This is a genomic window from Hufsiella arboris (assembly GCF_009834875.1).
In the GTDB taxonomy this organism is placed as follows: Bacteria; Bacteroidota; Bacteroidia; order Sphingobacteriales; family Sphingobacteriaceae; genus Hufsiella_A; species Hufsiella_A arboris.
The window spans coordinates 127319-149243 of record NZ_WVHT01000010.1 but is presented as its reverse complement, the minus strand read 5'-3'; the positions used below and the strand labels follow the sequence as shown (position 1 = coordinate 149243).

The 21925-nt window shown below is 43.4% G+C and carries 16 protein-coding genes; 11 read left to right on the top strand and 5 right to left on the bottom strand.

Annotation, left to right across the window (positions count from 1 at the left end; translation table 11 throughout):
* Positions 1–680 precede the first annotated feature (680 nt).
* The 3 genes from GS399_RS18050 (at position 681) to GS399_RS18040 (ending at position 5377) form a co-directional block, all read left to right on the top strand.
* Entirely contained in the window at positions 681–989 is a 309-nt protein-coding gene (locus GS399_RS18050; RefSeq protein ID WP_160846058.1) for a hypothetical protein, read from the top strand.
* A 271-nt stretch (positions 990–1260) separates the two neighbouring features.
* Positions 1261–2823 carry a glycoside hydrolase family 43 protein gene (locus GS399_RS18045; protein WP_160846057.1) on the top strand — a complete coding sequence of 521 codons (1563 nt, stop codon included), beginning with the start codon at positions 1261–1263 and terminating at the stop codon, positions 2821–2823.
* A gap of 193 nt (positions 2824–3016) precedes the next feature.
* Entirely contained in the window at positions 3017–5377 is a 2361-nt protein-coding gene (locus GS399_RS18040; RefSeq protein WP_160846056.1) for a hypothetical protein, read from the top strand.
* Positions 5378–5401: 24 nt separating this feature from the next.
* Here the strand turns inward: GS399_RS18040 and GS399_RS18035 are convergent, their stop codons facing one another.
* Positions 5402–9247, bottom strand: coding sequence for a T9SS type B sorting domain-containing protein (locus GS399_RS18035; protein ID WP_160846055.1), 3846 nt, complete (start codon positions 9245–9247; stop codon positions 5402–5404).
* A 51-nt stretch (positions 9248–9298) separates the two neighbouring features.
* Positions 9299–12028, bottom strand: coding sequence for a DNA gyrase/topoisomerase IV subunit A (locus GS399_RS18030; protein WP_160846054.1), 2730 nt, complete (start codon positions 12026–12028; stop codon positions 9299–9301).
* A gap of 721 nt (positions 12029–12749) precedes the next feature.
* Between GS399_RS18030 and GS399_RS18025 the strand changes: the two genes are divergently transcribed.
* Positions 12750–13181, top strand: coding sequence for a nuclear transport factor 2 family protein (locus GS399_RS18025; RefSeq protein ID WP_160846053.1), 432 nt, complete (start codon positions 12750–12752; stop codon positions 13179–13181).
* A gap of 47 nt (positions 13182–13228) precedes the next feature.
* On the opposite strand, the gene GS399_RS18020 is transcribed toward GS399_RS18025, so the two are convergent.
* Both GS399_RS18020 and GS399_RS18015 read right to left on the bottom strand, forming a co-directional pair.
* Entirely contained in the window at positions 13229–13720 is a 492-nt protein-coding gene (locus GS399_RS18020; protein ID WP_160846052.1) for a cytidine deaminase, read from the bottom strand.
* A 115-nt stretch (positions 13721–13835) separates the two neighbouring features.
* The gene (locus tag GS399_RS18015) at positions 13836–15710 is read right to left on the bottom strand and encodes a DNA topoisomerase IV subunit B (protein ID WP_160846051.1); all 1875 of its coding nucleotides are present in this window, start codon (positions 15708–15710) and stop codon (positions 13836–13838) included.
* A 276-nt stretch (positions 15711–15986) separates the two neighbouring features.
* On the opposite strand from GS399_RS18015, the gene GS399_RS18010 reads away from it, so the two are divergent.
* From GS399_RS18010 to GS399_RS18000, 3 genes are all read left to right on the top strand, one after another.
* A complete protein-coding gene (locus GS399_RS18010) occupies positions 15987–16163 on the top strand; it encodes a hypothetical protein (RefSeq protein WP_160846050.1) in 177 nt (58 codons plus the stop codon).
* A 21-nt stretch (positions 16164–16184) separates the two neighbouring features.
* Positions 16185–16340 carry a hypothetical protein gene (locus GS399_RS18005; protein ID WP_160846049.1) on the top strand — a complete coding sequence of 52 codons (156 nt, stop codon included), beginning with the start codon at positions 16185–16187 and terminating at the stop codon, positions 16338–16340.
* A 92-nt stretch (positions 16341–16432) separates the two neighbouring features.
* Complete coding sequence (locus tag GS399_RS18000) at positions 16433–17248, top strand: hypothetical protein (RefSeq protein ID WP_160846048.1); 816 nt, start codon at positions 16433–16435, stop codon at positions 17246–17248.
* Here GS399_RS18000 and GS399_RS17995 read toward each other — a convergent pair.
* Positions 17245–17547: a Dabb family protein gene (locus tag GS399_RS17995; protein ID WP_160846047.1), complete on the bottom strand. Its 303-nt coding sequence runs from the start codon at positions 17545–17547 to the stop codon at positions 17245–17247. The two genes, GS399_RS18000 and GS399_RS17995, sit on opposite strands and share 4 nt — an antisense overlap.
* 52 nt (positions 17548–17599) lie before the next feature.
* On the opposite strand from GS399_RS17995, the gene miaA reads away from it, so the two are divergent.
* The 4 genes from miaA to GS399_RS17975 all read left to right on the top strand — a co-directional run bounded on the left by miaA (position 17600) and on the right by GS399_RS17975 (position 21876).
* The gene (gene miaA / locus GS399_RS17990) at positions 17600–18547 is read left to right on the top strand and encodes a tRNA (adenosine(37)-N6)-dimethylallyltransferase MiaA (RefSeq protein ID WP_160846046.1); all 948 of its coding nucleotides are present in this window, start codon (positions 17600–17602) and stop codon (positions 18545–18547) included.
* 103 nt (positions 18548–18650) lie between these two features.
* Positions 18651–20609: a tetratricopeptide repeat-containing sensor histidine kinase gene (locus tag GS399_RS17985; RefSeq protein ID WP_160846045.1), complete on the top strand. Its 1959-nt coding sequence runs from the start codon at positions 18651–18653 to the stop codon at positions 20607–20609.
* Positions 20610–20767: 158 nt separating this feature from the next.
* Positions 20768–21637: an SPFH domain-containing protein gene (locus tag GS399_RS17980; RefSeq protein WP_160846044.1), complete on the top strand. Its 870-nt coding sequence runs from the start codon at positions 20768–20770 to the stop codon at positions 21635–21637.
* Between the two features lie 50 nt (positions 21638–21687).
* Positions 21688–21876 carry a type II toxin-antitoxin system antitoxin gene (locus GS399_RS17975; protein WP_160846043.1) on the top strand — a complete coding sequence of 63 codons (189 nt, stop codon included), beginning with the start codon at positions 21688–21690 and terminating at the stop codon, positions 21874–21876.
* Positions 21877–21925: the final 49 nt, after the last annotated feature.

The window sequence follows — 21925 nt, the reverse complement described above, 5'->3', positions numbered from 1 at the left end:
CTGAGCCGTCAGACGGGTACTCCCAACTCACCCACCTAACCTCCCTCAAGGGAGGAACCGGGTAGTGATAAAAAGTCAAACCAATGGTGATTTTATAATGTGGTGCTGAAAGCAGACTGCAGCTCGTAATTTCGACCCATTATTGAAAAGGCTTATTTAAGCCCGGCGCATACTGAAAACTTTAGCTTAAGCTAAAACAAAAAAACCGACGATTACCGTCGGGTTCACCTAAACCTTATCACAATTGTATTAAATTGTTCTCAAAGATAATATATTAAGGAAGCTTCCGAAATCACGAAGTTCATGGACAGTGACTATATGAAAACCATTCAGAGACCTTGCAAGTCTCTGTCTTTTCGTGTTCCGGGTCTTTTGAGATGATGTGTAAATCAATAGATTTTAGACCCCGAAATCAGCATTTCTTTTGGGGCTTCCCCAACACAACCTTAACACAAGGTCAACCCTTCTCATACAGGTCTCAAAAAGAGCGAAAACCTGCGTTTTTTTAAAGCAACAAACTGTCGACAATTTTCGGTCCCGGCCGTTTGGCCGCTGAGTTTTAAACCAGTTCTAAAAGAAAGATTCTCTGTAATTATAACCGTAAGTTCTTATTTACAACCGGTAGTTGTAGGATTATTGTTATCCTGCCCTTTACTTCGGGTATAATCTCAACAACATTTATGGGCATTCATCACGAACCAATCGATCCAAAATACGCCGGCCAATATGATAAGAAAGTTGTCGTAAAACACTGGCGGGGTAAAACAATCCTTACCGCCTACCCGGACATGAGCGAAGTCATACCAAGCCCAGCTCAACTGGCGGAAAAGAACCGCTTTAAAGATGCCGTGGCCTATGCCCGTTCCGTGATCAGCGATCCGCAGCGGGCAGCTGTTTACCGTACCAAAGTTCAGGCAAACAGATCTGTTTATCACACAGCTATTGCTGATTTCATGCGTAAAGACAAAGGCTGTCCGAACGGTTTCTGAGCAAACAACCAATCATGCCAGTAAGGCATCTGAAAGGGTTCTTCTTCGGGTATCTTACGTCTTTCGGGCTCAAAAGCCGAAGCAGGTACGAAGGAGAGAGCATGCAAAAGCATTTTATACTTCAGAAAGCCTTACCCTTATCGCACTGAATTAACTGCCGGCTCATGTATTACCTTCGTTACCTGCTATTTCCTGTATTATATTCATCTTCGCATTAGCAGCCAATTAGTTCAAAACGTTTAAGATCACCCCGCCTAAACCGTTTGTAAGTATGAAAGCAAGATTTAAACACATTTTTCTAAGTCTCATTTTTAGTTTTTCCCTAAGCTTTTGCTTTGCTCAGGCAACAAACCCGATCTTATACGCGGATGTTCCCGATCTCTCAATGATCCGTGTCGGCGACACATACTACATGAGCAGTACGACCACCCACATGAACCCGGGTGTTCCGATCATGAAATCGAAGGATTTAGTGAACTGGAAAATGGTGGGCTATGCTTATGATGTGTTGGAAAGCAATGATGCACTCAACCTGGACAACGGGAAAAGCGCTTATGGAAGCGGATCATGGGCAAGCAGCCTCCGTTACCATAAAGGTATATTTTATGTAACTACATTCTCCGGTTCTACCGGCAAAACATACATCTACTCAACAACGAACATTGAAAAAGGGCCCTGGAAAGCGGTATCATTCAAACCGATGTTACACGACCATTCATTGTTTTTTGATGACGATGGCAAAATCTATATGGTTTACGGAAGCGGCAAAATCATGATCGCGGAACTCAGCGCGGACCTATCGGGAATTAAACCGGGAACCACACCGCAGGTTCTCATTGAAAATGCAGATGCGCCGGCCGGACCAGATCGTGGTCTGCCGGCCGAGGGTTCACAATTGTTTAAGATAAACGGGAAATATTACCTCTTTAATATCGACTGGCCCCGCGGCGGTATGCGAACCGTTCTTATTCATTGCGCCGATAAAATCACCGGTCCATATGAGGGCCGGGTGGCTTTACAGGATAAGGGCGTGGCACAAGGCGGCCTGATCAGCACACCGAAAGGCGACTGGTATGCGTACCTGTTCAGGGATTATGGGTCTGTCGGGCGAGTACCGTACATGGTTCCGGTGAAATGGGAAAATGACTGGCCTGTACTGGGAGTGAACGGTAAAGCTCCTGACACAATCGCTTTACCGGCGAGCAAAGGAATTATTGGGAGTATCGTCCAGCCGGATGAATTTAGCCGACATAAAGGAGAACCCGCACTTACCCTCGCCTGGCAATGGAACCATAACCAGGTTGATTCGCTCTGGTCGCTTACTAAACGGCCGGGATACCTGCGACTAACGACCGGGCGAGTTGATACGTCCCTGTTTTTTGTAAAGAATATACTGACACAGCGCACATTCGGACCGCAATGTTCCGCGTCCACATCCATGGATGTCACGAACATGAAAGACGGCGATATGGCCGGCATCACCCTTTTTCAAAAGAAATTTGGCTGGGTCGGTGTAAAAGCTGGGGCTGGAAAAAAATCGATCGTAATGGTAAGCGCAGAAAAGGGAGCGCCTGAAGAACTTCAAACTGTTCCGCTTTCCCAAAAAATCATATACCTAAAGGTTGACTGCGACTTTAGAAATCTGACCGATAAAGGCAATTTCTATTACAGTCTTGACGGCAAGAACTGGACAAAGATTGGACAGCCCTTACAGATGGCATATACCCTGCCGCACTTTATCGGTTACCGGTTTGGATTATTTAATTACGCTTCAAAATCTGAAGGAGGCTTTGTCGATTTTGACTATTTCCATATCAGCGACCAGTTAAAATGAGTCGGGAGTAAAAAATCGGCAAGAAAAGATTCGATGATTCAGCTATCTCAAAACCGTCAACTTGGCTCTACAAGTTGCGTCATTGTTAAAAATTTAAAATATTCAACTTTAAATATTCACATTAGCTTAATTAATTATTACTTTCATTGGCCTTGCAAATGCGGGAGTAACCAATGAAAACGAAAAATCGTTAATGAGAAAATACATTTTCTTCGTGATCTTAATTTTGCCGGTTTTGGCGTTTCGCTGCTATTCACAAACAATTGACGATAAACCGGCGCTAAAAAGCCAAACGACAGGAGCTGAAAAAATCTATATCCATTACAACCAAAACTTTTACCAGGCCGCTGATACGATCTGGTTTAAGGCTTACCTGTTCGATAATTCAGGAAGGTCAAGGCAAAGCAAGTCGTTTTACCTGGAATTGCTTAATGAAAGCGGACAAGCAATTGCGAGGGTTACCGCTCCAATTTTCGAATCCACAGCTTCCGGCAGCGTAGTCATACCTGACAGCTTGCCCGGGAAAATATACTGCCGGGCATACACCGCTTCGATCCTCCGTAACTCTCCGGATTTTGTCTATCTCAAGCCAATTAATGTTATTAGCCGAAAGCCGACTGCCGACAAAGAAGCACCCGGGCGATCGCTTATCCGTTTTTTTCCGGAAGGAGGCGATATGGTTGCAGGCTTGCCTTCAATTGTTGCCTTTAAGATCGCAAATCCCAATGGACTTCCGGTTGATGGACACGGAACAATCATAAGCGGTACAGACTCAGTGGCGGCAAAATTCTCAACCACTCACGATGGAATGGGAATATTTGCGCTAACGCCCAAAGATGGGGAAACATACAAAGCATCATGGTATGATAAGGCCGGGTTCAGGTACGAAACCGCATTACCGCTTGTAAAGCCGGCGGGAATTGTACTGCATGTAAACGACATAGACAAAGGCAAAAAGTTCTTTTTATTCCGTTCAGAAAAACAAGAGGGGTCTGATAATCATTTCATGCTTGTTGCTACGCTAAATGGTTCGGTTGTTTATAAAGCAGACGCTGACCTAACCAATGATTTAGCTATCAACGGCGTGGTTCCGACACAAAATTTACCAACCGGAATTCTTACAATCACGGTATTGGATCGTTCCTCAAAACCTGTTGCCGAACGGATCACTTTTGTAAATAACGATAATTACAAATCGGATGTTACGATTAATTCCCAACCGATCAACACCAGAAAGCGAGCTTTAAACGCGTTGAGCATCACAACAACTGACTCTGTCCGAACTAATTTGTCAGTCTCAATAGTTGATGCTGGGCAGGATAAATACCACCCCTTGCAGGACAATATTGTATCCGGCTTGCTGTTAACCGGCGATCTGAGAGGCAAAATAGTGAACCCTTATTATTACTTCGTCAACCGGTCTGACAGCGTAACAAAAAATCTCGACCTGTTAATGCTAACGCATGGCTGGAGAAAATATGACCGATTTGCAAATCCTGATAAAAGCAATTCGCTTATTGAGGACGATTTTTTAGACGTTACAGGCAACATTACTTCGGCAAAAAAGCCGCTTGCCGACCAGACGCTCAGCATGATAATCTCAACACCCGACTCCAATTCGACCTTCGTACCGGTGCAGTTAAAAAACGGAAAGTTTCAAAAAAGCGGACTCATATTTTACGGAGATGCGAGTTTCTTCTTTAAACCGGACAGGAAGTTCACACCTCCGGATAAAATACAAGCAACTTTAACCAACGGACTGATAACTGGCTACAATCAACCCGATTTCAATAATGCGGTAGCAAATTCAATTTATGCGCCCAGTCGATTTCCTAAAATCGACTCGATACGCCTTACTGAAGATAAGACGCGAAGAAAGACGGGCAGCATGTTAAAAGAAGTAAAAGTAACTGCTAAAGCGCCGACGTTAATAGAAAAACTTGACAAGGAATATGCCGCAGGGCTACCCGATGCCGGTGTATCGACGAGCTTTATTATCAGCCAGGATCCGCAACGGATAAATTATCTTTCCGCATTAGAATACGTTCGTGGAAAAATGCCGGGAATAAAAATAATAAATGGTTCAATATCTTGGCGGCAATATGGTGTTCGGATTTTTCTCGATAATTTTCAATCGTCTTTTAGCGATGTAAGCAGCATTCCGATATCAGATTTTGAATATGTGAAAATCTATCCACCGCCATTTGGTTCCTTTTTTAGTCCCGGAGGCAGCGTAGAAGGTGGTGCCATTGCTTTTTATACAAAAAGAGGAAAAGGGTATGATTTTGATTCAGGAAACAAAAAACCTGACGCAATTTTGCAGGGATACACTCCGGCAAAAGAATTTTTCTCACCGGACTATGCAACAGCTGTCGACTTAAAAACGGTTGACAACCGAACAACGCTTTATTGGAATCCAAACATTATCCTGGATAAAAATAGCCGGACTTTTGATGTTCATTTTTATAACAACGATTCCGCCCGGGAGTTCAGGCTGGTACTTGAAGGGATTAACAACGACGGAAAGCTGGTGCACATTGAAAAGCTCTATTAAGATTTGTAAGCAAATTCTTGGTCATTATCTTAAAACTGTCAAACTTCCCGTCAGCGATTTACAATCTTTCTTTAAGTCGATGATATAATAATAAACGCCAGCCGAAAGCGGCTGTCCGTTCCGCGAACCATCAAATGGTGTCTTATATCCTGTCGAACTAAAAACGACGGAACCATAACGGTTAAACACCTTGACATTAATGCCGGGATAATTCTCGATATGAGCGATCATCCAGGTATCATTAATTCCGTCGCCGTTCGGCGTGATGGTATTAGGTATTTTGACGTCAGAACTTACGGAAACGTTAACCTGCACCGTCGCACTTTCACAGCTTCCGTCAACGGCGCGAAGGTAAAATTTCGTACTGCTTTTTACATCAACAAGGAAGGTTCCTGTCGTATTTTCATCCAGTAGTTTGCCACTCTCCTTTGCATCATACAAGCGGTACGAACCAGCGGTAGGAGCATTTACCGCGATCACTGCAGTACCGGCTGAACAGATCTGCGTATCATTCGCAGAAGGCGCCGGAACTACGCTTTGTGAATTTTTCACCTGGAATTGTATTCCCAACTGGCAAGCTCTTCTGCTGTCTGTGATCATCAGATTGTAAGCACCTTCCTTCAGGCCGCTTATATCCGCTGAAGAGGCCGATGTCGAGATTAATTGCTGGTCGGCATCAAGCCAGGTAAAAGAATATGGGGGCTGCCCTCCTGTTACTTCGAGGCCCTTTATAGATCCCGATGAATGTCCGCATTCGTCGTCCTGTTTCTTTAAATGCCTCACAACAAGTTCAAGCGGTTCTAAAATCTCATAAACATCGCTGACAGCATCGCAATATTGATTGGAGGCTTTCAAATAGTATTTCCCCGGATTAACATTATACAGGTTCGGCGTCGGTGTAATAATTGAGGTACCGTTCTGATCTATCCATTCATATTTTGTGGCGCCGGTAATAGCCAGCCCGTTTATTGCACCGGATGGGTGATTGCAATCGGGATGCTGCAATTGAACATTCGATGATGAAATTGCAATACTTCCGAGGTCCGGAATTTCAATAGCAGCACTTTGCAAAGGCGGACAAGAACTTTGGTCTTTGACCTCAAGGATATATTTACCCGGACTTGCATTCAATAGTTCCGCAACGGTGTTCGTGCTTACAATAGTTCCGTCTTCTCTTTTCCAGGTATATGTTATTGCACCTTTTCCGGTTGCCCGGATACTCCTGATCGACCCATTTTTGCCGCATCGGGCTGTTTGCACAAGCATTGATGAAAGATCGATACCTGGCCTATAGTTTGATACCGCGAACGTTGCGTTGACCGGGCAACTTCCACCTGCGTCGGACACGGTTAAGGTGTAAGTACCGGCGCTGAGAGAATTAACATTAGGTGAGTTAGGCCTGTTTAAGAGAGCCCCCGAAGCATCTGTCCATTTGAATGTAAATGGTGGCTTTCCGCCTGTGACATTGATGCCACTGATCAAGCCGACAGAGTTGCCGCATTCATCATCTTTAATTGTAACCGCCGACTGGTCAATAGCGATCGGAGCGTATATTTCGTACTCCCCGCTGAACGCCTCGCAATACGCGTTTGAAGCTTTGAGATGATATTTGCCAGGTGCAGCATGGACGAGGTCCGCCGATGACGTAATTATAGATTGTCCATTCGCAGAGATCCACTCGTAGCGATCTGCTCCGCTAACGGCAAATCCTGTAATTGATCCTAAGGCCCCATCGCATTGCGCCTGCCGTAATTGTGCGGCAGATTCGGTTATCGTGATTGTACCCAGCTCAGGAACCTCGATCGGCGACGACAATTTTGGAGAACAAATACTTTGATCACTCACCTGCAGGATATACTTCCCTGCCAAAGCATTAGTCAGATCAGTATTGGTCGCGCCTGCGATATTTGTTCCGTCTTCGTGCTTCCATTGATAAGCCAAAGTACCTGTCCCCCTGGTTGAAACACCCGTAATAGAACCGGTAGCATTTCCGCAGAGGCCGGGCAATATACGAACATTTGAAACATCAATTTCCGGGCCCGGAATATTTTGGAGAACAACAGGGCCGTATGGAACGGTACAACCTTTAGCCGAAGCGTAGAGTGTATATTGCCCCGCGCCGACTTGCGTGAGATTAGCGGTATTTCCTACGACATTGCCGTCCTGGTCTTTCCAGCTATAAGTTACAATATCCGCCTGGAAATTACTTGCCGTCAATCCGTTGATCGAGCCGCTACTCAACGAGCAAGAAGGCTGAGTTACCGTTAACGAATTTGCGGATATTGCAGGAGTGACATTGGTGAGCGTATAGGAAGGACTTCGAATCTGGCAAGCTCCGTTGTGGAGTTTTGCAAAATAGGTTCCGGGACCTACGTTTTGAAGTTCTTCTCCTGTAGCGATTACGGTATTTTGCGAATTGTTATTATACCATTCGACCAGCAAAACGTTATGCAAATTATCAAGCCGGATGCTTCCATTATTCAAACCGCAGGTGGGCTGACTGATCACCTGGTAAACCGGATCATTGTCTATCCGCGGCTGAGTGAATTCTGACGAGTTATTGTTAAAAGTCGCGTTTGCTACGAAACGCTTGGTTGCGAAACTGCCTGTGATCTTCCAGTTTCCGCTGGCGTCGGCGATTACCTGCTGGTAAAAGGCCACGGGGTTGCAAATGGAACAGTTTGAATTGTCTTCGTAAATATTAACGATCGAGCCGGGCGTGGCGGTACCGGAAAATTCGGTGGTGGAATGGATGAGGACTTTGATTTCCGGAGTAGAAATATTATTAGTTATCTGATAGGCATTTGTAGTACAAATAATACTGTTATGAAGCACTTGGATATTTTTGCTGTTTGTGTTTAATATTCCAGGACCATAGTTAATAATATTTTCTTCATTAACACTGCTGCCCCCTATAATTCCATAATTAGAATTAAACACAGAAATAAATCCGTTATTTGAAAGTTTGTTACCAACCACATTGAAATTAGTTGTATAACCCAGATAAATGAAATTAAGGGTATTATCTTTAAATGTAATATTACTACCGCCATTAATATAAATACGCGGATCGTAATTAAGGTTCATAAAAGTAAGCGGCAAAGTGAATGGAGGGATTTTATTAATGTTTTTTATAATAACATTATCCCCTGATATCCCGATCCATTTGCTTAGAATATTTTGATCTTCTGGCAGATCACCACCGAAATTTAAATCAGAAAATGTAAAGGTTGAATTTGCTTTACTTGGTACTACTTGTCCTAAAATATCGAATCCCAGAAGATTAGATTTTACAACTACATTTCTGGCACCTCCTATTACAGAGTAATCATTATCGCCAAATACGTTACCCTTATGTCCCGAATTTCCTAAAAAGAGATTGGTAACAGACTGAACATAGAGTCCTGCAATGATATTTGTACCGCGGCTACCCATATTTGATTGGTTAAAGCCCCTAAAATAAAGACTGTAAAGTTCAATATCGTTAACGTTATAAATTCTGATACCCGTTACGACGTTAGATATTGCTGATGAAATGAAGTTTGGAGCAGCTTTTAATTCGATTCTTGCATCTGTTATACCTAAAGCTACGCCAGGCTGTGTCGAACCATCGATTACTAAATTTGATGAAATATTATCCAGTTCAGAAAGAAGTACAATCGTTCTGTCCGCTTCCGTACTTCCTGGTAAATTGAAATTAATATAATCCTTAACCGCCGAACCGTTAGCAGCTGCCAGCGTCAGGGCTTCACGCAAAGTTCCGGGACCGGAGTCGGCATTGCTGGTCACGACGAACGTATCCGCATGCGCAGAACAAAAAAACAGGAAAAACGCCGCCAGCAGATAAAGCGGCTTCAGGTTCAAATTCATTAAAATTCCCGGGCTACTCCCTAAGAAAGAGCCCTGTGATAAGGTTTGGTATTAAAAGAGTCCTAACTGGCCCGAATCATCTATTTCGATATCGTCAGGATTGGTGATTTCAAAATCAACTTTTTTAGCGGGCTTTTCGGAAGCTTCTGCTGCCGGATCTTGCTTTTCTTCATCTTTCTGCGGTACATCCTGCTCGGCTTTTTCATCCTGCAGTTCCGATTCGACAGCCTCCTCTAACGAAACTTCCGCTACAGGGTCCGGCACGTCCTCCGCGTCGTCATGTTCGGTTAACAACTCAATCGTCTGCACCTCGTGCTGCGAAAGGCGATTCCCCATAGCTTTCATGCCTTTTACGTCGATCAGGTCGGCCAGGTTCAGTTCAACATTTTCCGGCGTTTGAGTTTTTCCTTTTAGCTGATCCACTTTTACTACGGGTTGCGATGCGCCGGAGATTAATACAAGCTTTGATCCTGCCTCATCGCTGATCAGGCTCGTCTGTTTTCCGATCGCCGTATTCTCAAACAGGAAGCGTTTAACGAAATAATTCTTCGCCTTCCCTTCAAAATGTATGATCGTGTATACTTTTTCCGGATTATACTTTTCAATGAGGATCATCTTGTCGTCAAAGTGATTCGAGAGATCGAAACTGCTCAGTTCATAACTGCCGTTTGACAGAACTGTCAGAATTTTATCGTCCCCGTCAAACTCGCCAAGGTATTTGCCGCGGCCGTCGACATTGAGACGTTTCAGGATTTCATCATACCATATTTTCCGGCCTGATAGTGTTGAGACGCCCTTCGATTTTAAGGTTATCTTCTTAAGCGGGTACTTGCTTACGATATTACCCATTGAGCCACGACCCTTAATGGCGATCTCAGCGAAATCGATATCCATTTGCAGCTTGCGAAGCTTGGAATGCGGCTTCAAGGCAATGCTGACAACCTCAGCCTCACCATTTGGATTAGCCGTAAAATAGAGCACTTTCGAACCTTTTCCGCCTTTTGTTAAATCATACTCCTTATCCCTTGTTACCCCGACAACCGAAAATCGTTTGATATAGGAGGTCCCGCTCGGACCATCTTTGTAGATCATATTGTAAACCGTGCGCTCGTCGTTTTTCTTAAACACCGCCACGTGAATAATATCTTTACCAACGAAGGTTTTATCCTGCACCCGGGTGATGATACAGCGACCATCCTCCCTGAAAACGATGATTTCGTCCAGGTCTGAGCAATCACACACAAACTCATCCTTGCGCAAACCGGAACCAATAAACCCGTCGGTGCGGTTCACATAGAGTTTTACGTTTGCCAGGGCAACCTGTGCGGCCTCTACCCTGTCGAAGGTACGAAGCTCCGTTTTCCGCTGCCGGCCTTCGCCGAATTTCTTTTTCAGCATTTCGAACCAGTCGATCGCATAATCGGTAAGATGCCGCAGGTGGTGTTTTACTTCTTTGATCTCATTTTCAAGATTTTTCATAACCTCATCCGCTTTTTTTACATCGAAGCGGGTGATGCTGCTCATAGGTTTATCGATGAGCTTTTTGTAATCTTCAGGAAGGATCTGCCGGTAAAACTGCGTGAAGAAAGGTTCGAAGAGGCCGTTCAGCACCTCCACTACGTTGTCGAAGTTGCCTGACGTTTCATAATCAGGATGCTTGTACATGCCTTCCTGGATGAATATTTTTAACAATGAACTGAAGAAGATTTTCTCTTTCAATTCATCAAGCCTGATCTGCAGCTCCTGCCTTAATAATTCGCGGGTATTGTTTGTACTCTCGACCAGGATATCGTTCACACTCATAAAATGAGGCTTCTCATCGCGGATCACGCAGGTATTGGGAGAGATTGACAGCTCGCAATCCGTAAAGGCATATAATGCGTCAATAGTCACATCCGGCGAAATCCCGGGAGCCAGGTGCACAATAATTTCAACGTCTCTTGCTGTATTATCCTCGATCTTTTTGATCTTGATCTTCCCTTTGTCGTTAGCGGCAACGATGCTGTCCATCAGTCCGCCGGTGGTTGTGGAAAAAGGGATTTCGGTGATAGCCAGGGTCTTTTTGTCGCGCTCAACGATTTTCGCCCTGACGCGAATTTTTCCACCACGTAAGCCTTCGTTATAAGCCGAGCAATCGGCCATACCGCCCGTAGGAAAATCAGGCAGTAAAGAAGGACGATTGCCTCTCAGTATTTCGATGGACCCGTCGATAAGTTCGATAAAGTTATGCGGCATGATCTTGGTCGCAAGGCCCACCGCGATACCTTCCGCGCCTTGTGCAAGCAATAATGGAAATTTAACCGGGAGCGTTACCGGTTCACGGTTCCGGCCGTCGTAGCTAAGCTGCCATTCGGTTGTATCCGGATTAAATACCACCTCGTTAGCGAACTTCGAGAGTCTGGCTTCAATATAACGCGGTGCGGCCGCCGAATCGCCGGTTATCGGGTCGCCCCAGTTTCCCTGCGTATCGATCAAAAGATTTTTCTGCCCGATCTGTACCATCGCATCGCCAATAGAAGCGTCGCCATGCGGGTGATACTTCATGGTATTGCCGATCACGTTAGCTGCTTTATTAAAGCGGCCGTCGTCCATTTCCTTTAATGAATGAAGAATCCGGCGCTGAACCGGCTTTAAACCATCGTGAATATGTGGTACAGCACGGTCAAGGATAACATAAGATGCATAGTCCAGGAACCAGTTCTCATATAAACCGTTTAGCGGTGTGACATTATGGAGGGTTTCCTTTTCCGGGGATTGATCTTGACTTAAATCTTCGCTCATCTGGTTGAAAAAACTTAGGATGGGTAAAGATATAAGATAGGTTTAAAATATGCCTAAGGGAGTTTTTAACAATTAGCAAAGAGGGGTAGGTTTTGTATCGGCTTTTAATAAGTAACCCGTTAACATGGCTTGTTCTGAACATCTGAATAAGAGTGAGAATCTTTAAGAAACCCGGTTAGTTTTCGTTAACATAAATTTGAAAATGAACGGTATATACAACTATCAGTAGCAGGTCCCGTGTTCCGCTTCTACTCCTCGCTCTATTGCATATGCCAACGCTTCGCTCGGGGTAACCGCTTTACCCGGGTTTATAATCTATGGTTCTCACACAAACAAATAGCACAACATAAATCGCTGACCGATTAAATTATCGTTGCATTTTAAATTGGCGGCAGAAGCAAATTTCGTAAAATTGAGGCTTCTACAGATTACACCGACGGGACGCAAATCGCTTCGCTTTTTACCCATCAAAGGAAATGACACACCGGCGCCAGGCCTTTCCAAAAAAAAAATTAATATTTTTTCTTTTTTTGTCGAAATGCATTTCAACGCCCAACAGGCTATTATTACCGACCAACTCCTTATTAAAACAGGCGAACTGCTGATCAGTCATTTACCCGCTTAAACGTTAACGAAAATTTAACATTTCAAGGTGTAACGTTCGGTAAAATGCCTGCGTCTATTAGTCAAACAATCAGAAAAAAACCAAAAAACTATAACCATGAAAACTTTAAAATTCACATTTGTCGCTATCGCTTTGGCAGCTTGCAGTTTTGTTGTAAAAGCAGATGAAAAAACTAAATCAGCAGAAAAGTTAACCATGAGGTATGCAGCAAACACTTATGTCAATGCCTTTGCTCATGGCCAAATTAAGGACCTTGCCGATGTGATAGACGACGATGCAAAGTTCACCATCTCACAAGGCAAAAAAGTGGTAACACACGACAAATCTGAGATCGTATCAGCGTTGAAAAACATCCAGGGAGTTGAACAAAATTGCGATTTAAAAACATCGATGATCGAATCATTGCCAGACCAGGTGATCGTAAAAGTAACGATGAAGTATACCGATTTTGAGCGCATTGACTATGTAACGATGTCTCAAACAGACAAGGGATGGAAAATAACTAACGTTTCAAGCGCCTTCCAATAGTTGATTTTTGATAAAGTGTCAACCCGGGCCGTTTCATCCGAAACGGCCTATCTTTTTTCCAGTCCGTTCTCGTAAAACATAAAGGGCAGCAAACTTTTTACGCCTTCCGCTTTGATAACATCCTTCCCCAGGCTGTAAAAAAGAATACTGAACGGCGTGCCCTGTTTTTTTTCGTATTCAGCCATCACCTGCAAACAAGCACCGCAGGAGGTGACAGGAGTTTTAAGCTCGAAAAGATCTGTGTGAGCGGTTATCGCCATCGCTACGATATCGTCACCCGGATAACTAGAACCAGCCATGAACAAAGCCACACGTTCAGCACAAAGCCCGGAAGGATAAGCGACGTTTTCCTGGTTACTTCCATAAATGATCCTGCCGCTTTTAAGCTTAACAGCAGTGCCAACCCTGAATTTGGAGTAAGGAGAGTGCGAGGTCTCTAATGCTTTCTCTGCTTCCTGGCAAAGCAGCTTTTCGTCAGCAGGCAGCTCATCGACAGAAGGATAATGCCTGTATTTTATCTTAATTTCTTGTTCGGTCATGAAAGCGTTAACCCGCCGGATAAAAGCGGGGAAACAAGATAGAAATTAAAATGGATTTATCCACAAAGACTTATAAATCGATATTGAGATGACTGGATTCTAAACTTCTGTGGCCTTAAACCGCTTCCGCCAATACCGGTTTTTCTTCTTCAATGATATCAAGCTCCACACGCAGGTTGCCGATGATATGTTGCTGCCGGTCTGGTGTATTTTTTCCCATATAGTACTCCAGCAAGCTTTTTATGCTTTGTTCTTTCGACAGGATTACTGGGTCAAGGCGAATATCCTTACCTATAAACAGACCAAACTCGTCAGGCGAAATCTCGCCTAATCCTTTGAAGCGTGTTATTTCCGGCTTAGATCCGAGCTTGTTTACCGCCGCGCGTTTTTCTTCTTCGCTGTAGCAATAGATCGTTTCCTTTTTGTTACGCACCCTGAATAAAGGAGTTTGCAGAATCGAAACATGCCCCGCTTTTACAAGGTCCGGGAAGAACTGCAGGAAGAATGTCATAAGCAGCAGGCGGATGTGCATTCCGTCAACGTCGGCATCGGTAGCGATCACGATATTATTATAACGTAATGCATCGAGGCCATCTTCAATATTCAACGCGTGCTGCAGCAGGTTAAATTCTTCGTTTTCGTAAACAACTTTCTTTGTAAGACCGAAACAATTCAGTGGCTTTCCTTTTAGGCTGAACACCGCCTGGGTCATCACGTCGCGTGACTTTGTAATTGATCCGCTCGCCGAATCTCCCTCCGTTATAAAAAGAGTTGTATCCTGTTTCCGCTCGTGATTATCCTCAAAATGGATCTTGCAATCACGCAGCTTGCGGTTATGAAGCGACGCTTTTTTGGCACGCTCGTTTGCAAGTTTCTTAATTCCTGCAATGTCTTTACGTTCACGCTCCGATTGCAAAATCCGCTTTAGCATTGCGTCGGCAGCTTCAGGATGCTTGTGCAGATAGTCATCCAGCGCTTTTTTCACAAAATCGTTTATAAATCCGCGAACCGAAGGCCCATCAGGACCAATATTCTGTGAGCCGAGCTTGGTTTTAGTTTGCGACTCAAATACAGGTTCCTGCACTTTAATAGCCACAGCCGCCACGATAGACGCCCGGACATCCGAAGCGTCGAATTCTTTTTTATAAAATTCACGGATCGTTTTTACTACTGCTTCACGAAAAGCGGCCTGGTGCGTTCCTCCTTGTGTTGTATGCTGTCCGTTTACGAACGAGTAATATTCTTCGCCATACTGCTGGCCGTGTGTCATAGCGATCTCAATATCTTCACCTTTTAAATGAATGATCGGATAGCGGTTTGTTTCGGCATCGGTGTTTCGCTGAAGCAGGTCGTGAAGACCCTTTTCGGAGAAATATTTCTGCCCGTTAAAGTTTATTGTAAGACCTGAATTAAGAAAGACATAGTTCCAGATCATGTTTTCCACGAACTCCGGTATAAAACGGTAGTGCCTGAAAATCGAGTCGTCCGGAAAAAAGTTTATCGACGTACCGTTTCGCTGTGTGGTTTCCTTTTCTGGTTCGTCCCTGATGATCTCTCCTTTCTCGAATTCCGCAATCTTGGTTTTGCCATCACGGTAGGACTGCACGGTAAAACTGGTAGATAAAGCGTTTACAGCCTTCGTTCCCACCCCGTTCAAACCAACAGATTTTTGAAAAGCCTTGCTGTCATATTTACCGCCAGTATTGATCTTGGATACACAGTCTATCACTTTACCCAAGGGAATTCCACGGCCATAATCCCTCACGGTTACTTTATGGTCGCTTAAGTTGATATCAATAGTGCGGCCGGCGCCCATAACAAATTCATCGATCGAATTATCGACGATTTCTTTAAGCAAAACGTAAATACCGTCGTCGTAGGCAGATCCGTCGCCCAATTTGCCGATGTACATCCCGGGACGCAAGCGTATATGTTCTTTCCAATCCAGCGATCGGATACTGTCTTCACTATAATCAATGTTTTCGGCCATAAAAAAGTGTTTGCACAAAACTAATTCTTTAAGTGAAATCAGGGTGTCAAAAATTTCAACATATCAACTGTGTGTTATTTCATACGATTGTAGTTAGCTGCATACAAGGTTTATTAAAAATAAGTCACATAAAAGATTCGCTTTTCCTCCGTAAAAAAAACATGATTTTTAAAATTCAACCTGCAAATCAGGCATTTATACCAGAATTAAAAACGGTTTAAATCCAATATCGCAATCTGGCACATTGTTGGACATGATCTAATCAAACGAAGCAATATGATTTCGCCCGATAAAGACAACAATGAACAAGAAGTTCAATCCGAAGAGCAAAGCTGGGATAACCCGGTTAACCCGGAGGGAGCATCGGATACACGAGATCTGGAACAGCTTGTAAGACAAAAAGAAGAGGCGGAACGTCGAAAAGATAATTTAACAACTGAAGAAAACGATTAATTAGATTAATATAAAAGCATTATGAAAAAGCAACTGAATACACGATCAATTAAATTGATGGAAATTTTTGATTCACAATTACGTGACATGCTGCAAAAGGACTTACAGGAAGTTCAGTTGTCAAACAAGCAATCTGTCGCGGCCTTTAACAAAGCGAATAAGTTAATGGTTGCGTAGTCTATCATATCTCTCATTTTTCTATCTATGTAAAACTTAAGGTTTCCGGCGCTGCCGGAAACCTTTTTTATTTGCGTTCTTTATCTTTGGCCGTGGATTTCATTAATTCGGTTAACAACTTTCTTACGCAAACTGGCCTTACTTTTCATAAGGAAAATCCACTTCAAACACCTTTTAACGGCTTTTATATTCCCGCAAAAAAAATCCTGATAAACTGTGTTGATCTTTCTACTGCTGCCCGGATTTGTGTGCCTGCATCTTACTTTTCAGATTTAAACGTTCAGGCAGCAGAATACAACCTTAAAATTATTCAGCTTTGGGAGGATCAATGGGAGCAGCAGCAGCCCAAAGTAATATCCCGCCTGTCGGCATTATTAGGGCTCAGTAACCGGATTCATGGCAGGCAAACAACTATCGTCAGGTTAGCAATGGCCGAAACCGCGACGTTTCTAAACGAAAATCATTTACAGGGCGCAACTTCCGCTTACTATAAATTCGGACTTGTGAAAGAGAACCAGTTGCTGGCCATAGCGACATTCGGAAAGAGCAGGACGATGTATGATGGCCCTGTTTATTACCGTTCCTACGAACTTGAAAGGTACACAAGCAAATTAGGCAGCACTGTAGTTGGAGGATTAAGCAAACTGCTCGGCCACTTCATCTCCTCATATTCGCCGGCACATATTATGACCTATGCCGACCGCGACTGGGGAGAAGGCGATAGTTATTCTAAACTTGGCTTTGCTAACCAGGGAATTATCGAACCGCAACCCTTCTTTATTGATCTTTCGTCGAATTGCCGTTATAATTCCAATCAGCTTAAAAAGCTTCCGCCAGAAAGCAAGATTCAGAAATTTCATAATTCTGGCAGCCGGAAGTGGGTGCTCGATCGTCGTGAGCTGACCTAAATTTCGTAATCCACCACAAATCGTTCGTCCCTTGCTTCAGCAATATATGGCATCACCGCTTTATGCAATGGATGCTGCTGATAAAAGTCGAGCGCCTCGCGGCTTTCAAATTCCGAATAAAGCGCTACATGCGCCGAGTCTGGCGACTGCACAAAATCCAGTCCTACCTCCAGTTTAACAAGTCCGGCAATTTTCCCGTTAAGATCTTCCAGCATCGTTTTTATAGCGATAGCATTCTCCGTCCTGTCTTTTCCGTGCGCCTCCTCTTTCAGTTTCCAGAATACAATATGTTTGATCATAAGCTTGAATTTTGGCGGTAAATGTAAAGATCATTTTAACTTTGCAGCAAACATGCCGGAGAATTTAACCCCTTCTTTTAACCTTATTGTTATACTTGGACCTACGGCCAGTGGTAAGACGCGACTGGCGGCCCAACTGGCTTATCAACTCCAAACCGAAATTATCAGCGCTGATTCCAGGCAGGTATACCGTGATATGAATATCGGAACGGGGAAAGATTACGAAGATTATGTTGTAAATGGTATAGCGGTACCCTACCACCTCATAGATATAGCTGATGCAGGCAGTAACTATCATATCCACCAGTTTATGAAGGACTTTGAAAGAATATTTCGGCAGATTTATTCATCTGGCAAAATCCCGGTTTTGTGCGGCGGAAGCGGACTCTATATCGATGCTATTTTGAACGGTTATCAATTTACCGCCATACCTGTAAACAACACGCTGCGGGAACAATTGGAAAAGAAATCAAGAGACGAGTTGAAAGTTATTTTCGATGGAATGCCGGAGAATGCTTATACTTCACTTGCTGATGTTTCGACAGCCAAGCGCTTGATACGCGCCATTGAAATTTCCAAATACCTGGCGGCAAACGATTTTAAACCTTCTGAAACTGCACAGATCAGGCCTTTGGTTTTCGGGCTGAACCCTGACCGTGAAAACCGGCGTGAAAACATCAGGATGCGCCTCGAAAAACGCCTTAGTGAAGGGCTTATCGAAGAAGTGAGATCGCTGATGTTACATGTTCCGGCAGCTCAATTGATTCGTTACGGTCTTGAATACAAATTTGTCGTAATGCACCTTACCGGCGAAATCAGTTTCGAACAGCTGAAGGAACAACTAACCATAGCCATTCAGCAGTTTGCAAAACGGCAGATGACTTACTTCCGGAAAATGGAGCGGGATGGATTAAAAATCACCTGGCTGCCCGGCGGCTTATCGCCGGATGATCAGCAAAGATTTATTTTATCTGTAATTAACTGTTCGTCATTCAGTTGAGGCAAATAGCGGTGAAATAGTGAAAATGCGAGAAGAAAATGTATTTTTATGCGCAACAAAGGTGATTACAGAATAATAAAATTTCAGACAGGCTTTCCGGTTCATGCCAATCTTCAGATATTTACTTGCCGTTTTTCTTCTGATTTTCTTGTCAATCTGCACTGTTTATTCCTTTGGTTTTCCTCCGGATTCTAAAGCGCAGCCATTAACAATTGATCAGTACGATCATCTGGTGAACGATCTCCGGTATAAAAACCCTGATTCTGCGCTCTACTATGCTAAAGAAGGATTAGCGCTTGCACAACGTACTAAAGATCAAAACGGCACGGCAAAAATGCTGAACCAGATCGGAATGATCCATGACAATATGGGCCAGTATGATGATTCAAGAAAAAATTACCTGCAGGCAATGTCGCTCTACCGGCAATCCGGCAACCAAAAAGGGATTGCCTCAGAAATAATCAGGCTTGGGGTCGTAGAACTACGCAAAGGGAATTTCGATAAATCCATTGGTTTTTTTTTAAATGCGCTCAAAGTAAGTGAGCTAAGTAAAAACGAACCGGGCCAAATGGAAGCGTACTGTACATTGGGCGAGGGATATATGGGTCAGCACAAATATGACACTGCTCTCGTTTACTTGAAAATTGCGCAATCTTTTAGCGACCGTCTTCCTTTTTGGAGCATTTCACTCAATGTCTACAATAATTTCGGCGTCGCATACCGCGAACTTGGCGATTATCAAAGAGCTAAATACTACCTTAAAAAAGGTATTTCTTTGAGCAGCGAACCGAAATACCAGGGATTGTACATTACTCTTAATAACAATCTTGCATCGGTTTATAACCGACAGGGGCAGAAACAAAAAGCAAACAATTTGCTTTTAATCTCGCTAAAAAAAGCGCGCGAAATCCATAATTATTTGAGGGAACTGCAAACTTTAACCATCCTCGCCGAAATCCTTTCACAAACAAACACCAAAGCTTCCATAAGCTATTATGAGCAAGCTTTACAATTGGCTTTCAAAAAAAAGGCCTATAAACAACAAACGGAGATTTTAAGCAATCTCTCCTCGCTGTATGCCAGCCAGGGCAATTTCAAAAAGGCATACGCAACGACTAAACAACAAAACACGATTAGCGATAGCATTTTCTACAAAAGAATGGCCAGGCAGATCAGCAACCTGCAGTCGCAATACGAACTATACCGTTCAAAAGAAAATGTCCGTAAACTTCAATTCATCAACGCCCGGCAGATGCTGAAACAAAACATCATTCTTGGTATTACCGGCGCAATTGTGATCATCCTTTTCTTTATAGGATTTTTAGCTTACAGGACCAAACACCTCAACGGCATGTTAAACATTGCCAATAAGGAACTGAAGGAGTCAAACAACGTAAAGGACAAACTTTTTTCTGTACTTGCCCATGATCTCCGCTCTCCGCTGGCATCTGTGATCAGCCTGCTTTACCTGTTGGAAGATGACGACCTCAATGCCTTGCAAAAAAAGGTGTTCATTCAAAAGCTGTCGGATACCTGCAATGCCTCCCTCGAAACACTTAACAACCTGTTAAAATGGGGTGAAATGCAATTAAAAGGTGTCAGACTAAATATTACGCCGTTTAATCCCTCAGAAATTATCAGGCGAAACATTATGTTGCTTGCCGGTGCCGCAGAAGAGAAATCTATTGTAATAGAAAACTCAACTTGTAACGGTGTCATGGTCAAAGCAGACTCAGACCATTTTGATTTCATTGTCCGCAACCTGCTTTCCAACGCAATAAAATTCACTCCGGCGAATGGAAAAATTTGGATCGATATTGAAAAAGCTGAAAATTATATCGGCTTTACGGTAAAAGATAACGGTATCGGCATAGAAAATGACCGTCTGAATGAAATTTTCAATATGAATAATGTTAGTACCAACGGAACTAACAATGAACGCGGTACAAGCCTGGGTCTGTTTATGTGCAAGGAATTTGCAGAAGCAAATGAGGGAACGATTTCAGTAGAAAGTTCGCCTGGAAAGGGCTCTGCTTTTAGAGTAACACTGCCACGCGTATAAGATCATCAATATCTCGCTTTCTTAAACTAGCTTATCCAGGTCTTCAGACTCGAGATTCCAAATAACAAAGAATCCTTACATCTGGAGCCAGTCGAAAAGACGTCTTGTTTATTAATCTTATTTGATATAAGTTTGATATCAAAATAATATCAAACTTCATGGAAAAAGTATTTAAACCTATGTCTGGCTTTGTAATCCTGATACTCGGACTTATCGGATTGGGTTTGGCTGGTTATTTTATTGTCAACGGAGGAATAACGCAAACAACCTTTATCGTCGTATTGGGGGTAATTTTAGCAGTACTCTCTGTTTTCTTTTTAAAAGGATTAAGGGTGATCAATCCAAATTATGCTTGCGTATGTGTTTTTTTTGGAAAATATGTTGGAACTATTAAAACGAATGGATTAGTATGGGTAAATCCACTTTACCAGACAACCCGGATGTCGTTTCGCTCGCAGAATCTAAATGGGCAGCAGCTTAAAGTGAACGACAAAATGGGAAATCCGATTGAAATAGCCACTGTAATCGTATGGCAGGTAAGAGACACATATAAGTCGACTTTTGACGTGGCGAATTACACACAGTATGTACAAATCCAAAGTGAAGCGGCGGTAAGACATCTTGCTTCGACCTGTCCGTATGACAATATGGAAGACGAACACGCCGACATTACGCTGCGTGACGGAGGTGAAAAGGTTTCCGCCTTGCTGGAACAGGAATTAAATGAGCGGTTGGCAGCAGCCGGAATAATTATCCAGGAAGCACGTATCAGCCATCTCGCCTATGCTCCTGAAATTGCCGGAGCGATGTTACAGCGCCAGCAAGCGACGGCAATTGTTGCAGCCCGGACCAAAATTGTGGAAGGAGCGGTAGGTATGGTCGAACTAGCTCTAGAACAGCTTTCAAAAAAACAAATTGTAGAGCTTGATGAAGAGAAAAAAGCTGCCATGGTAAGCAACCTGATGGTTGTACTTTGCGGAGAAAAAGCAGCAACGCCAATATTAAATACCGGTACGCTTTACCAGTAAGGTATTATGTTAAAGACCGGATGAGACATCCCAACACCTAAAATGTTGTAATGGCGGCAGAGAAAAAATCATTTGTATTGAGAATAGACGGGCAAACTTTTGCCGCCCTGGAAAAGTGGGCGTCAGATGATTTCCGAAGTGTAAACGGGCAGCTTGAATGGCTGATCGATAAAGCCCTTAAAGATGCCGGCAGGAAAAAGGCAAATACAAATGGCAAGAAAGGCGAAGAGAAACCCTGAGTTTCTCGTTAGAATAATACACTAGTATTCATCTGATAGAGGTTTAAAT